The organism is Dokdonella sp. (assembly GCF_019634775.1).
In the GTDB taxonomy this organism is placed as follows: domain Bacteria; phylum Pseudomonadota; class Gammaproteobacteria; order Xanthomonadales; family Rhodanobacteraceae; genus Dokdonella.
In genome coordinates, this window is the sequence record NZ_JAHCAS010000001.1 from 2,285,645 (window position 1) to 2,299,065 (window position 13,421).

At 66.6% G+C, this 13,421-nt stretch carries 13 protein-coding genes; 10 read left to right on the top strand and 3 right to left on the bottom strand.

Features of this window, described 5'->3' with window-relative positions; genetic code table 11:
• Positions 1–43 precede the first annotated feature (43 nt).
• The 8 genes from KF907_RS09850 to KF907_RS09885 all read left to right on the top strand — a co-directional run bounded on the left by KF907_RS09850 (position 44) and on the right by KF907_RS09885 (position 8,836).
• On the top strand, positions 44–679 hold the full coding sequence (locus KF907_RS09850) for a rhomboid family intramembrane serine protease (protein WP_291219967.1): 636 nt from the start codon (positions 44–46) through the stop codon (positions 677–679).
• Positions 680–695: 16 nt separating this feature from the next.
• Entirely contained in the window at positions 696–1,967 is a 1,272-nt protein-coding gene (folC, locus tag KF907_RS09855; protein ID WP_291219968.1) for a bifunctional tetrahydrofolate synthase/dihydrofolate synthase, read from the top strand.
• A gap of 194 nt (positions 1,968–2,161) precedes the next feature.
• The gene (locus tag KF907_RS09860) at positions 2,162–3,058 is read left to right on the top strand and encodes an SPOR domain-containing protein (RefSeq protein ID WP_291219969.1); all 897 of its coding nucleotides are present in this window, start codon (positions 2,162–2,164) and stop codon (positions 3,056–3,058) included.
• A 106-nt stretch (positions 3,059–3,164) separates the two neighbouring features.
• Positions 3,165–3,734, top strand: a complete 570-nt coding sequence (locus KF907_RS09865) for a CvpA family protein (RefSeq protein WP_291219970.1) — start codon at positions 3,165–3,167, stop codon at positions 3,732–3,734.
• 3 nt (positions 3,735–3,737) lie between these two features.
• Positions 3,738–5,216 (top strand): amidophosphoribosyltransferase, encoded by a 1,479-nt coding sequence (gene purF / locus KF907_RS09870; RefSeq protein WP_291219971.1) that lies wholly within the window; start codon positions 3,738–3,740, stop codon positions 5,214–5,216.
• Positions 5,217–5,454: 238 nt separating this feature from the next.
• Entirely contained in the window at positions 5,455–6,264 is an 810-nt protein-coding gene (locus tag KF907_RS09875) for a ferritin-like domain-containing protein (protein WP_291219972.1), read from the top strand.
• The gene (locus tag KF907_RS09880; protein WP_291219973.1) at positions 6,261–7,445 is read left to right on the top strand and encodes a hypothetical protein; all 1,185 of its coding nucleotides are present in this window, start codon (positions 6,261–6,263) and stop codon (positions 7,443–7,445) included. Before KF907_RS09875 ends, KF907_RS09880 begins: the two co-directional genes overlap by 4 nt.
• A complete protein-coding gene (locus KF907_RS09885) occupies positions 7,442–8,836 on the top strand; it encodes a hypothetical protein (RefSeq protein ID WP_291219974.1) in 1,395 nt (464 codons plus the stop codon). The genes KF907_RS09880 and KF907_RS09885 overlap by 4 nt, the downstream gene beginning before the upstream one ends.
• Before the next feature lie 104 nt (positions 8,837–8,940).
• Here the strand turns inward: KF907_RS09885 and KF907_RS09890 are convergent, their stop codons facing one another.
• From KF907_RS09890 to KF907_RS09900, 3 genes are read right to left on the bottom strand one after another with little or no spacing between them, the layout of a single operon-like run.
• Positions 8,941–10,077: a glycosyltransferase gene (locus KF907_RS09890; RefSeq protein ID WP_291219975.1), complete on the bottom strand. Its 1,137-nt coding sequence runs from the start codon at positions 10,075–10,077 to the stop codon at positions 8,941–8,943.
• Positions 10,078–10,137: 60 nt separating this feature from the next.
• A complete protein-coding gene (locus KF907_RS09895; protein ID WP_291219976.1) occupies positions 10,138–10,533 on the bottom strand; it encodes a DUF2304 domain-containing protein in 396 nt (131 codons plus the stop codon).
• Positions 10,530–11,243 carry a glycosyltransferase family 2 protein gene (locus KF907_RS09900; RefSeq protein ID WP_291219977.1) on the bottom strand — a complete coding sequence of 238 codons (714 nt, stop codon included), beginning with the start codon at positions 11,241–11,243 and terminating at the stop codon, positions 10,530–10,532. Before KF907_RS09900 ends, KF907_RS09895 begins: the two co-directional genes overlap by 4 nt.
• Positions 11,244–11,719: 476 nt before the next feature.
• Here KF907_RS09900 and KF907_RS09905 point away from each other — a divergent pair, with 476 nt between their 5' ends.
• Positions 11,720–12,475, top strand: coding sequence for a hypothetical protein (locus KF907_RS09905; RefSeq protein ID WP_291219978.1), 756 nt, complete (start codon positions 11,720–11,722; stop codon positions 12,473–12,475).
• A 49-nt stretch (positions 12,476–12,524) separates the two neighbouring features.
• A complete protein-coding gene (locus KF907_RS09910; protein WP_291219979.1) occupies positions 12,525–13,019 on the top strand; it encodes a hypothetical protein in 495 nt (164 codons plus the stop codon).
• The last annotated feature ends 402 nt before the right edge of the window (positions 13,020–13,421 follow it).

Below are 13,421 nucleotides of genomic sequence, written 5' to 3' on the forward strand. Positions count from 1 at the left end.
TTCCCGCCGTCTCGCCGACGGTTTCCGCGTGACGGACATTTCAATGCGCACTGACCTGCCTCCGGTCACGCAAGCCCTGTTGATCGCCAACGTCGTCGTTTTCGGCCTGCAGCAGTTCTTCGACGAGGCGATGCTGATCCATTTCGCGCTCTGGCCCCTCGGCAGCCGTGCCATCCCGGGAGGTTCAGTCGGCTTCGAGGTCTGGCAACTCGTCAGCTACGGCTTCCTGCACGGCGGCCTCACCCACTTGCTGTTCAACATGCTCGCGTTGTGGATGTTCGGCGGTGCGATCGAGCGCCTGTTCGGCGCTCGGCCGTTTTTCCTGTACTACTTGGTCTGCGTGATCGGCGCTGCGGTCGCGCAGCTCGCCGTCATCGCCTGGTTCACCGGCGGCTTCTATCCGACTGTCGGGGCCTCGGGGGGCGTGTTCGGTATCCTGCTCGCCTTCGGCATGATGTATCCGCAGGTCCGCATCATGCCGCTGTTCCCGCCGATCCCGATGCCGGCCTGGCTGTTCGTAACCCTGTACGGATTTGCCGAACTGGTGCTCGGTGTCACCGGCACGCAGGCCGGGGTTGCCCATTTCGCCCACCTCGGCGGCATGGCGGCGGGTTTCCTGCTGATCCAGTACTGGCGCGGGCGCCTGCCGTGGAAGCCGCGCCGCATTCTCATGCGCTGATCCCGTGCAACCGCCCTTGCAGCGCTCGCTGGCCGACTGGCTCGAATACCAGCAGGCGATCCACCCGCGTGGCATCGCGCTCGGCCTCGAGCGTGTCGCCGGCGTCTGGCGGCGGCTCGATGCACCACGCCCTGCGCTGCACGTGATCACCGTCGGTGGCACCAACGGCAAGGGCTCGACGGTCGCTTTCCTCGATGCCCTGCTGTCCGCGCGTGGCCTGCGTGTCGGCACCTACACTTCGCCCCACCTGCTGCGCTACAACGAGCGCGTGCGCATCGATGGTCGCGAGGTCGGCGATGTGGCGTTGATCGACGCTTTCGAGCGCATCGAGGCGGTGCGCGGCGAGATCGCGTTGACCTACTTCGAATTCGGCACGCTGGCTGCGCTGTTGTTGTTCGCCGAGGCGGGCATCGACGTCGCCGTGCTCGAGGTCGGCCTCGGAGGACGTCTCGATGCGGTCAACATCATCGATGCCGATGTGGCCGTCGTGACCACGGTCGCGCGCGATCACGAGGAGTTCCTCGGTCATGACCTCGCCGGCATCGCGCGCGAGAAAGCCGGCATCTTCCGTGCAGGTCATGTCGCCGTGATCGGCGACGCCGATGCGCCGCCCGGAGTGCTCGCGCACGCCGAGTCGATCGGTGCGCGCGCACTCGTCGCCGGGCGTGATTTCCGCGTCGATCCGGCCCCCTCAGGTTGGCGCTGGAGCGGATTTGGCCACGTATTCGACCTGCCTGACCCTGCATTGGCCGCACCGTGTCAGCGCGCCAACGCCGCCGCGGCGATCGCTGCGGTACTCGCGCTCGGCATCGACGGCGAATGGTCGCAGGCCACGATTGCCCGCGCGGTGGCGACCGCGCACGTACCGGCGCGGTTGCAGGTGTTCCCGGGCGAACCGATCGTTGTCGTTGATGTTGCCCACAACCCGCAAGCCGCAGCAGTGCTGGCTGATTGGCTGGCGGAAAATCCGGTCGCCGGACGCAACCTCGCCGTGTTCGCCGCGCTCGGTGACAAGGACATCGACGGCATCGTGCAGCCGCTGTGCGCCGCCATTTCCGGCTGGTATCTGGCCGGACTCGACGGCGCAACGCCACGCGGCCTTGCCGCTGCCGCGCTTGCCGCGCGCCTGCCGACCGATCTGCCGGTGCTCTGCCGCGCAGCCAGTGTCGTCGCTGCACTCAGCGCGGCGCGACGCGAAGCCCGCCGCGGCGACCGCATCGTCGCTTTCGGTTCGTTCTTCGTCGCCGCCGAGGTGCTGGCGCACCTGCCTGCGCTCGACGCAGGGTGAGCCTTGGCATGTCCTTCGTGGGGGAACCTTCCGTGGGAGCCGCTTCAGCCGCGATCTTTTCCGTTCTCGCGCCTGTCGCCAACCCGCAGCCATCGCGGCCGAAGCCACACCCACAGAAGGAACACTTCTGCTGCAAGGCTGCCAGTCATCCGGCGCGGGTATAATCGCGCCGATACGACTGCCCGTGGGTTGCCATGGATTCCGCCCTGAAACAACGTCTGCTCGGCGCGGCCGTGTTGATCGCGCTGGCCGTGATCTTCGTGCCGATGCTGTTCACTGGATCGGCGCCGAAACAGGAATCGGCAACGCTCAACCTCGAGATTCCTCCGGCGCCGGACCGCGAGTTCGATACGCGCGTGCTGCCCGTCGAGCCGAGCCGGTCGAGCAGCGTGCCGGCGACGGTGAGCGAACCGGTCGTGCCGGTCGATGTCACGACGGCGCCGCCAACGTCCGCATTGGCGACACCTGCCGAGCCGGAACCGGCCCCCGCGGCAGTGCCCGCAGCCGTCGAACCAAAGCCTGCGCCCACACCGACAGCGACCCCCGAGCCTCCCGCACCGGGTACGGCCGCGAACGGACGCTTCCTGGTCCATCTCGGCGTCTACACCTCGACGAAGAATGCCGATGATCTGGTCGCTGCGCTCAAGCGTGGCGGCTACAGCGCGTTCAGCGAGGCCACCGAGTTCCAGGGGCGCAGCGCACAGCGGGTGCGTGTCGGCCCGTATGCGGATCGCGCGGCGGCCGAGGCGGCACGTATCCGCATCAAGCAGATCAAGCCCGACGTGCCGGGAAGCGTCGTCGCCATCGCCGAATCGGCCACGGCCGATGCACCGCGCGAGGCGGTGCCGGCCAATCGCGCCGGAGGCTGGGCCGTGCAGCTCGGCGCGTTCAAGACCGTGGAGGAAGCGAACAAGCTGAAGGGCCGCCTGCAGGCCGCTGGCTTCGTCAGCTACGTCGACAAGCTGGCGACTGAGGATCAGACTCTGTGGCGCGTGCGCGCCGGTCCGGAAACCGACCGTGCCGCTGCGGACAAGCTGCGCGGGCGCATCAAGGACAAGCTCAAGCTCGACGGGCTGGTGGTCACGCAATGAAGCCGGGATTCGGCATTGGTGATCGGGGATTCGGAAAAGCGGCACGACGCTTCGTCTCCGGTCTTTTCCGAATACCGAACCCCGAATCCCCAATCCCGGCCCAACCATGACCTGGTTCGACTACGCCATCGCCGGCGTGCTCGCCTTGTCGGTGCTGATCGGCCTGTGGCGCGGGTTCATCGGCGAGGTGCTGGCGCTGGCGTGCTGGGTGCTTGCGTTCTGGGTGGCCTGGATGTTCGGGCCGCTGCTTGCAGAGCGGTTTTCCGCCATTTCGGTGCCATCGGTGCGAGTGATGCTGGCCTATGGCCTGTGTTTCGTTGCCGTTCTGATGGCCGGTGCGCTGGTGTCGTTCCTGCTGCGCAAGCTGGTCAGCGGCAGCGGTCTTTCCGGTACGGATCGCCTGCTCGGCATGGTGTTCGGCCTCGTGCGCGGCGCGGCGGTGGTGGTGCTCGTGGTCATGCTGATGAAATTCACGCCGGTGGTGCGGGACGACTGGTGGCAGGCCTCGCAACTGCGCCCGACCTTCGAGGAGGGCGCGCACTGGGTCACTTCGCGCCTGCCGGAAGAGGTGTCGCGTTACCTGCAACCGGCGGAGGCAATGCCGGTCGACTTGCCGGACAATGCGCCTGCCGGTGAACCGCCCGGCCCGGCAAACCCAACCTCGACGGTGGACTGAACCATGTGCGGAATCATCGGAATCGTCGGCAAGTCCGAGGTCGCCTCGGCGCTCTACGACGCGCTGACCGTGCTGCAGCATCGCGGGCAGGACGCCGCCGGCATCGCCACCACCGACGGCTCGCGCCTGCGCCTGCACAAGGGCGGCGGGCTCGTGCGCGATGTCTTCCAGCGCGAACAGATGCTCGGCCTGCGCGGGCGCATCGGCATCGGTCATTGCCGCTATCCGACCGCCGGTTCTGAAGGGGCCGGCGAGGCGCAGCCGCTCTACGTCAATTCGCCCTACGGCATCGCGCTGGCGCACAACGGCAATCTCGTCAACACCGACACGTTGCGTCGCGAGATGTTCGAGGACGACCGCCGCCATATCAACACGGATTCCGATTCGGAAATCCTGCTCAATGTGCTGGCCCACGAAATCCAGATCCAGGACCGCCTTGCCCTGACCGCCGACAACCTGTTCAAGGCCGTCACCGGTGTGCACCGGCGCTGCATCGGCGGCTATGCGGTCGTCGCCGTCGTGCTCGGCTACGGCATTCTTGCCTTCCGCGATCCACACGGCATCCGTCCGCTCGTGCTCGGCGAGCGCGACACCGCCGAAGGCAAGGAATATGCTGTCGCCTCGGAATCGGTCGCGCTCGACATCCTCGGCTTCCGGTTGTTGCGCGACGTCGCGCCCGGCGAAGCCGTGCTCATCACCCTCGACGGCCAGGTCTACGCGCGTCAGTGCGCAGAGCCGGCGCGCCATGCGCCGTGCATCTTCGAATACGTCTACCTCGCCCGTCCGGATTCGATGATCGAGGACGTTTCGGTGTACAAGGCGCGCCTGCGCATGGGCGAGAAGCTGGCCGCGAAGATCCTGCGCCTGCGCCCAGACCACGGCATCGACGCGGTCATCCCGATCCCCGACACCTCGCGTACCGCAGCCTCGTCGCTGGCCCAGGCACTCGGTGTGCCCATGCGTGAGGGCTTCGTCAAGAACCGCTACATCGGCCGCACCTTCATCATGCCGGGGCAGAGCGAGCGCGTGAAATCGGTGCGTCGCAAGCTCAACGCGATCGGGCTGGAGTTCCGCAAGAAGAACGTGTTGCTGGTCGACGACTCGATCGTGCGCGGCACGACGTCGAAACAGATCATCCAGATGGCGCGCGAAGCCGGTGCGAAATCGGTGTACTTCGCGTCGGCGGCGCCGCCCGTGCGTCATCCGAACATCTACGGCATTGACATGCCGGCTGCAGCCGAACTGGTGGCGCATGGACACAGCGAAGCCGAGATCGAGAAGCTGCTCGGCGCCGATTGGCTGGTCTATCAGGACCTGGACGACCTCGTCGCCGCCGTCGCCGAGGGCAACGACAACCTCGTCGAATTCGATACCTCGTGCTTCTCCGGCGAATACGTCACCGGAGTCGAAGCCACCTACCTCGACCAGCTCGAATTCGCGCGCTCGGACGAAGCAAAGAGCCGGCGTCGGCAGCCCGGTTGAAGGGTATCCTCGTGCGTGGTTGCTTTTCGACGGCGCTTGCGCGAAGGAGCATCGCGACTGAAGTCGCTCCCGCAGGGCATTGATCGTGCGACTTCAGTCGCGATGCCTTGCTCCTGCAACACGTGACGTCGCCTGAATTTCACCGGGGATGCGCCCACGGGTTTCGCCATTCGCGCCGACGCGGCAGAATCGGCGGATCGGCGCGCGTGGCGTGCCCTGGCGCGGATGTTTGCATCGAATGCATGGCCTGGATCTGTACAGCGCCGCGCGGCAATGCCTCGAAGCGGATGAGCCGGCGGCCAAGCTGGAACTCACGCGGCGCGTGGCGGCGGATTGGCGGGCCGGGCGTCTTGTCGCCCCGGGCGAATCGGTCATCGGCCCGTTCGGAGTCGAACCGGGCCGTCCCGCGCTCCCGAGGCTCGTCGATCCGCGCCAGCTCCCGCATCGCGGGCTCGGCACGGTGCAGGGCAGGGCGGCGCTGCTGCACGCCGTGGCGCACATCGAGTTCAACGCGATCAACCTGGCCTGGGACGCGGTGCTGCGTTTCCGCGACATGCCGCGGGCCTTCGTCGATGACTGGATTGGCGTGGCCGATGACGAAGCGCGCCATTTCAGCCTGGTCGCGGCCCGTCTGGCCGAACTCGGCCATGCCTATGGCGACTTCGATGCGCATGACGGCCTCTGGGACATGGCGCGGCGCACTGCGCATTCCTGCCTCGAACGCATGGCCCTCGTGCCGCGCGTGCTCGAGGCGCGCGGGCTCGACGTAACCCCCGGCATGATCGCGCGCCTGCGCAACGTCGGCGATGAGGCGAGTGTGGCGGTCCTCGAGGTCATCCTGCGTGAGGAGGAAGCCCATGTCGCCGCAGGCTCGCGCTGGTTCAACTGGTGCTGCGCACGCGAAGGACTCGATCCCGAGGCGACCTTCGCCGGTCTGGTCGCGAGCCATCTCGGTCGGGCGCTGCGCGGCCCGCTCAATGTCGAAGCACGCCTGCGCGCCGGGTTCAGCGCCGGCGAGCTCGGTCGGCTCGAGGCACTGGTTGCATGAGGCGGCTCACGTTCGCGATCGCGATGATGATGAGCGTGCTCGGCGTGCTGGCCTGGGCCGCAGGCCTCGATCCACGTGCGCCGCTTGCGCCGGCGCAGGAACGAGTGTTCAAGGGCGCCGATCTGCAACCGGTGATGGGAAGCACGAGCGTTGTCGCCGACAGTCTGCGTATCGAAGCGGTCAACGACGAAGAGGCAACGGCCCTGCAGTCGGTCGCGCTGGACGGTCTCGCCGCTGCCGACTATTCGTTCCTGCGCTACCGCTTTCTGGGATTCCCGCAGACCCTCGAACTCTCGTTGATTTTCCGCCGGGCCGATTCGCTCGACGAGGTGCGCGTGGTTTCGCTGCCGTGGCCGGGGCACGGCGATGCCTGGTTCGATCTATCCGCCGTTCCCGAATGGCAGGGCCGCATCGTCGAACTCGGCTTCGCCCAGTTTCCGACCCCGCAGGTGGTCAGCGCCAGCCAGCCATTCGAGCCGTTCACGCTCGAGGCGGTTGCTCTCGTGTCGCCGTCGTGGAAAGGCGAGCTCGCCGCGCTGTCGACCGACTGGCTCGGCCAGTGGCCGTGGAGCCAGCGTTCCGTGCATGCACTCGGTCGCGATACCGACACGCCGCGTGCGCGTTCGATCGTGCTGTGCATCGCCTTGGTCGTCGCCCTTGCCCTGGTCTGGGGCGGCGCGTTGCTGCGCTGGCGCGGCCGGCGCCTCGTCACCGCCGCGGCCATCGCCATCGCTGCCGGCTGGCTGCTGCTCGACCTGCACTGGCAAGCCGGATTGCAATGGCGGCACCAGACCACGCGTGCGCTGTATGCCGGCTTGCAATGGCCCGCTCAGGAAGCGCGCGCGGCCGATGCCGACATCCTCGCCGCCGCGAAGGAGATCGAGCGCGCCCTCGCGCGCGAAGCCGACACGGCGCGCATTCTCGTGCATGCGGGTGGGTCATACGAACAACTGCGCCTGGCCTGGCACCTGTTGCCGCGCAATGTCGCCGTGCTGCCGCTGGTGGTCGAAGCATCGGTGGCGCTTCCGCCGGGCACGCTCGTTGTCGTCTACAACTATGACGAATGGCGCCTCGACGCCGCCGCCGGGCGCTTGCGTGGCGGTGGCCTCGACTGGCCGGCGGAGCCGGTCGCGCACGGGCATGGCTGGATCCTCGCGCGCATCACGGAGGATCGCCGATGATTGCGTACCTGTTTGCGTGGATCCTGCCGGTGTTCGCCGGTGCCGGCGTGTATGCGCTGCTGAACCGCGACCTGCGCGGCCCCGGTGCCGTCTGTGCGGCGATCGGCTACGGCTTCTTCATCGGACTCTTCCTTGCAGCCTTCCTGGCCGGCACGCTTGCCGGTGCGCAGATCTCGGCAACGTTCGCCCGCGTTGCGCCGTGGCTCGCCGCGATCGGCATCGCGGCATGGATCGCCGCGTGGTACCTGCGTTCGCGCCATGTCGAGTCGACGGGTAAACGCTTGTCGACGACGGCGCGCGTGATCATTGCCGTAGCCGTGCTGTTGGTCCTGCTGCGACTGTGGATCCTCGCCGCCGAGGCCTCGTTGCGCCCGGTGTTCCCATGGGATGCGTGGTCGGCGTGGTCGGTCAAGCCGAAGACCTGGTATCTGCTCGACCGTTTCGTCGCCTGGGTCGATCCCGCGGCCTGGCTGGCCGCGCCGGCGGGCGCAACGCGCACCTCGGCGGTGTGGAATTATCCCGAACTGCTGGCCTGGATCGAAGTCTGGTTCGCCAGCGCCGCCGGCGGCTGGATCGAACCGCGTATCGGTCTCGCCTGGACGGGGGCATTGGCTGCACTCGGTCTCGTCAGTTACGGACAATGGCGTGGCATCGGTATCGATGCCGTGCTGGCTGCGGTACTTGCCTACGCGCTGGTGTCCCTGCCATTGGTCGATGCGCATGCAGCCTTGGCCGGTTATGCCGACCTCTGGCTTGCCGCGGTGTTTGGCCTTGCCGTGCTGGCGTGGTTGCGCTGGCTGCGCCGTGGCGGCATCGGTCAGCTCATCCTCGCCTTGGCCTTCGCGCTGTGCCTGCCACTGATCAAGCTCGAAGGCGCGGTGTGGTTGCTGATCCTGTCCGTGGTCGGCGTGTTCGCCGCGTTGCCCTCGCGCTGGCGCTGGAAGCTCGCGGCAGTCGCGGCCCTGCTCGTTGTTGTCGGCCTTGGTCTTGGCGGCTTCGTGTTTCCGATGCTGGGCCTCGGTTGGGTCGGCATCCAGTGGGGCGAGGTCGTGGTGCCGGCGCTCGGCGCGATCGACTTGCGCTGGCGGCCCGGCGGGCTGGCAATGCTTGCCGGCCTGTTCACCCTGCCGAACTGGCACCTGCTCTGGTACCTCGCTCCGGCGCTCGTCGCGTGGCGCTGGCGGCAACTCATCATCGATCCAGCCAGTGCTCGCGTAGCGACGATGCTCCTGGTCTGCCTCGCGTTCCTGTGCGTGCTGTTTTTCTTCACTGACGCGGCGGCATGGGCCGAAAACCACACCAGTGCGAACCGGCTCGTCCTGCACTTCGTCCCGGCGGTGTTCAGCCTCCTGGCCCTGTTGCTCGCGCCGGTGGTCGACGAAAGGTCGTAGGAGCCCGTTTACGGGCGATTGGCGTTGCGGCGAATCGAAGAGAGCATCGCCCGTGAACGGGCTCCTGCGACGAAGAACGACAACGCTGCCGCGCGATCGACGTCTCAGCGCAACACGTCGAGATGGACGTCCTGCACCGCCCGCGCCGCGCGTTCGAGGGTGAACTCGGTTTCCCAGCGCCGCCGACCGGCCGCGGCGAGGCCGGCGCGCAGGTCGGCGTTGGCATCCAGGCGCGTGATCGCCGCAGCGAGCGCGCTGACGTCGCCGGGCGGTACGGGCAGGCCGGCGCCGCCGCCGATGACGTGGCCGATGCCTGAACCGCGCACATCGCTGGCGATTACCGCAAGCCCGGCACGCATCGCTTCGAGCAGGACGATGCCGAAGGCTTCGCTGCGATCGAGCGAGGGCAGCACGAATACATCCGCCGCCGCATAGGCGGCGGCGAGGGCATCGTCGTCGAGGTCGCGAACGAAACCGACGCGGCCGGCCAGACCACGCTCGCGCACGCGTGTCGCCAGCGCCGCGGCTTCCTCGCCGTCGCCGACCAGCAGCAGGCGCCCGCGCGGCGTGCGTGCCAGCGCATCGACGAGCACCGCAAACCCCTTGTAGTGGCTGAGGCGTCCGACCGCGAGGATGCGCATGCCTTCGCCTTGCGGCCATGCCGGCGACTTCGACACGTCGACTTCGCCGATCGCATCGACGCCGAGCGGAACCACGCGCACTTTGGCGTGCCAGCCGGCCAAGGCGTTGCTCGCATCAAGATAGCGTTGCGAGGTGGCAATGATCGCTGCCGCGCGGCGGAGCGTCGCCTGCTCGAACGGGCGATACGCCGCATAGGCCATGCGCAGCGCACGGCTCGGCACGTCGGGTGAAACGTCCGCATGCCAGTGCACGACCCACGGCAGCGCTCGCGCGCGCCGGCTCGCGAGCGCGAACAGGCAGGCCGGGTTCGGCAAGTGCAGATGCAGCAGGTCGGGTTTCCACGCGGCGATCACGCGCGTCAGCAGCAGTGGAAAACCGGGACTCAATGGCGCATACAGCGGGGCGGCCAGGCAACCGGCGCGCCACAACTGTACGCCGTGCAGGGTTTCCCGCAGGCCACGCCAGCGCCCCGGCGGCTGGTGGACAATCGCGCCGACATCGGCACCGTGGCTGACTTGCCATTCGGCAAGATCCTGCAGATGACGCTCGATGCCACCACGCTGTGGCGCGTAGTACTTGCCAACGTGGAGTATGCGCATCGGTGGTGCCCGAACGCGCCTCAGCGCCGCTGCACGAAAGTCGCGGAAACGGCGTGCGGTTCAGCCTGCATCGTCGTCATCCGCGATCACCGGCCTGCGCTTCGCGCCGTTGCCACGCAGCGTCTCCAGCTCCTGCTCGAGAATCGCGAGTTTCTGGGTCAGGCGGCGCACCTGGCGCTCCTGCCGGGAACGGTCGATGTCGAGCTTGAGCAGCCGCAACAAGATGAACGAGAGCGCGATGATGATCGGCAGCACCGGCGCATAGCGGATGCCGGTCAGTTCGCCGAGCCAGGTCACCAGGGCGGGGAAGATGCCGAGTGCCACCGTCGCCACCGCGACGACGAACCACCATGCTGCGAACGGGCCGTGCAGGTGATCGCGGCGCACGAGGTAAAGGATAGCCCCGCCGAGGGCGACGCCGAGGATCGCGGCCGTGATCTGTCCGTTGAGCATCATGGCTTCACCGTGGCGGCGCGGTGGCCGCGGTCGAGCCGCGAAATGCACAGTACCGTCGTGTTGAACATGTAGCGGGCCACGATCGCCCACGAGGCGAACACGCGCGAATGGCCCACCTCGCGCGGGTTCATCGGCGTTTCCGTTTCCACGATCCGCATGCCCTGGCTGGCCAGCAGCATCAATACCCCCACGTCCTGGTAATCGAGCAGGCTCGCCTCCGGCCCGGCGAGGCGGCTCATCGCCTTCGCATCATATAGGCGCAGCCCCGAGGTGAAGTCGCGCAGACGCAGGCCGGTGAGGGTACGCAGGTAGCGCCAGGCGATCCGCTTGGCCATGCTCAGACGTTCCATGCAGGTGCCGATGACCACGTTGGCCCCGGTCCGCTCGCGTGCGGCGAACAGCGACGGCAGCGATTCCGGCACGTGCTGGCCGTCCGCATCCAAGGTGATCACCGCGGCATAGCCGTTGCGCAGGGCGTAGCGGATGCCCGCCTGGCTCGCCCCCCAGGCACCGAGGCCGATCGGCAGGCGCAACACGTTGGCCCCGGCCTGGCGCGCCGCCGCACCGGTACCGTCGGTGCTGGCGTCATCGACCACGAGCACGTCGCAACCGAGCGTCGCGCGCACGCCCGCCACCACGCCGCCGACGGTCAGCACTTCATCGCGCGCGGGAATGACGGCCAGGCAGCGGGCTGGCAGGTTCGTGTCCAAGGGCAGGGCGGGCCGGGAGGGATCGCGATTCTCGGCAGGTCGTCGGACACCTGTCAATCGGCGTCGCCAGTCGGTGAGCGGAGCCTGCGGCCTGAATGGCAGGGCCCGGATTCGCGCCCGGGGTGGCGTCAGCCGGACCGGGCTGCTGGCACGACCGTCCCGGACAAGTCCCTCCACGCCCTCGCCAGGTTGGGTCGACGGGCGGTGCGGGTGTCCGGTTCGGGCAGTGTCCTGCGTCTACCCAAGCTGTGGACGGGGTGGATCCACCGGATTCGCCGTTCGGGGCCATGAGGCCAGGCGTTCGGTAGCCACCACAAGTTCTGACAGGTCGGTCAAGCAAAGAGCCGGAAGCTATTGACGAGGCACGGGGATCCTCCCTATGCTCCGTCCGGTTTGAGAGTCCGCTAGGCCGTTTTGCAGCAAAACACAGGGGAAGGGGGCAGGCCCCACCCGGACAATCTCTGGAGAAGGTTCAGATGAATACGAAGATGAAGACGCTGTCGCTGGCCGTCCTCGGCCTGGTCGGTTTTGCTGCTGCTGGCGCCGCGATGGCGCAGTGCCCGGCAAGCCTCGTCCCGCCTTGGTCGGCCCTGAATGTGGGCGGTGGTACTTCCGCTGCCAGCAGTGTGAGCGGCGGTTACGCGGGCACGCAGTGCCGTTTGTCCTCGGCACTTGGCAACAACGGCGCGGCACGCGCGCAGGTGCGCGACGACACTCCGGCCAATGAGGCACGCTACCGCGCCCAGTTCATTTTTGACCCGACCTCCATGAGTGGAACGAACGGTACCAACCAGGCTGACATCTTCTTGGCTAACGCCCCGGCAGCGTTCAATGGGCTGCTCCGTTTGGTCCAGATCAAATTTTCTGGCTCGGGTGCTGGCACCAAGCGCATCGTTATCAACGCTGCTTGCAACAACGGTGGTACGAACGTCTGTAGCGTTCCTGTCGACCTTCCGGTTCAGGGTGGTCCCAATCGCATTGAAATCGACTTGACGGTCGGCGCGGGTGGTTCGTTGCGCTACTGGGTGTCGAATCTCGCCACGAGCACGAGCGATGGCTCGCCGACCGGCACGCTTTCCCTGACGGGAGGCAATGCTGGCTGGGTTGGCGTTGATCAGGCGTATCTGGGTTTGGCCTCGCCGACGGCCAACTACCGCACCATCAACGCGGCTGGGGTCGGTTATTTCGATCAATTCGATTCGCGTCGCCAGACGTTCATTGGATCCAACTGACAGAGCCCCTTTGCCCTGTATAACAAAAACCTGCCTTAAGGAGATATCAGTGAAAAAGTCTATTGCCCATGCAGCGTTGCTCGCTACCCTGCTGGCGGCGCCGGCTGCGTTCGCCCAGACGTGTGCGGCACCCGGTCCAACGATCACTGGCCCGGGTACCTTCAATGCCACTTGTACGAGCGCGGATGAGTTCAACTCGATTTGTTCTGGCAGTGTGACTGCGGTCGGCACCAGTGCGGTGTATCCGGTCCAGGTTGGTAATCCGAACAATTTCAGCATCACTGTTACGCCATCGGTTAACACGTACGATCACGCGATCTTCCTGATCGGCCCGAACAGCTGCTTGCAGACGACTCCGTGCGTGGCTGAGGATGACGCTGCCCCCGCCGGGCAGCCTGAAACCATCAACATTCCCGCGAATACCCCGTCCGGCACGTACTATCTCGTGATCGATTCGACGGCCTCCGCTGTTGGGTGTGTCCCGTCGTCTATCGTTGTAACCGGCACGGTTCCGGTTTCCCTCAAGAACTTCAGCATCGAGTGATTCACTGGCTAGATTGCTGATTCCGGTGCCAAAGAAGGCCTGCCTAGTGCAGGCCTTCTTTTTTCGACCCCTGGAAATGAGCCGATGAGTAGTCGGAAGGCTAGGAAGTTCGCCTCTGGAAAGAGAATCTGCTTGTTCGGATGACGGCGATTCTCGTGCACCACGTGGATTGCAAGGACGAGTCCGTGAGCTGACGCTCTTCGGTCATCATTGCTCGTCCGGATTTTTTGCCTGCAAGCGAAGATGAAGAGTGAGTTCGTCCCAGAATTTGCGAATCGATACGCTGGGGCGGATCCATTGCTTGGGTGCGTCTTTTCAAGGCGGCGACCGAATAGCGCGACGCTTCGTCGACACCGCGTTCAATAAAAAGATTCTCGTGTGTTGAGTCGGGTGGCGTTGTCG

What these genes read in the sequence shown, in the direction of transcription:
- KF907_RS09850 (WP_291219967.1), top strand. Translation starts at nt 44, where the DNA reads ATGCGCACTGACCTGCCTCCGGTCACGCAAGCCCTGTTGATCGCCAAC.
- KF907_RS09895 (WP_291219976.1), bottom strand. Translation starts at nt 10,533, where the DNA reads ATGATGCTCAACGGACAGATCACGGCCGCGATCCTCGGCGTCGCCCTC.
- KF907_RS09905 (WP_291219978.1), top strand. Translation starts at nt 11,720, where the DNA reads ATGAATACGAAGATGAAGACGCTGTCGCTGGCCGTCCTCGGCCTGGTC.
- KF907_RS09860 (WP_291219969.1), top strand. Translation starts at nt 2,162, where the DNA reads ATGGATTCCGCCCTGAAACAACGTCTGCTCGGCGCGGCCGTGTTGATC.
- KF907_RS09880 (WP_291219973.1), top strand. Translation starts at nt 6,261, where the DNA reads ATGAGGCGGCTCACGTTCGCGATCGCGATGATGATGAGCGTGCTCGGC.
- KF907_RS09890 (WP_291219975.1), bottom strand. Translation starts at nt 10,077, where the DNA reads ATGCGCATACTCCACGTTGGCAAGTACTACGCGCCACAGCGTGGTGGC.
- KF907_RS09865 (WP_291219970.1), top strand. Translation starts at nt 3,165, where the DNA reads ATGACCTGGTTCGACTACGCCATCGCCGGCGTGCTCGCCTTGTCGGTG.
- KF907_RS09885 (WP_291219974.1), top strand. Translation starts at nt 7,442, where the DNA reads ATGATTGCGTACCTGTTTGCGTGGATCCTGCCGGTGTTCGCCGGTGCC.
- purF (WP_291219971.1), top strand. Translation starts at nt 3,738, where the DNA reads ATGTGCGGAATCATCGGAATCGTCGGCAAGTCCGAGGTCGCCTCGGCG.
- KF907_RS09875 (WP_291219972.1), top strand. Translation starts at nt 5,455, where the DNA reads ATGCATGGCCTGGATCTGTACAGCGCCGCGCGGCAATGCCTCGAAGCG.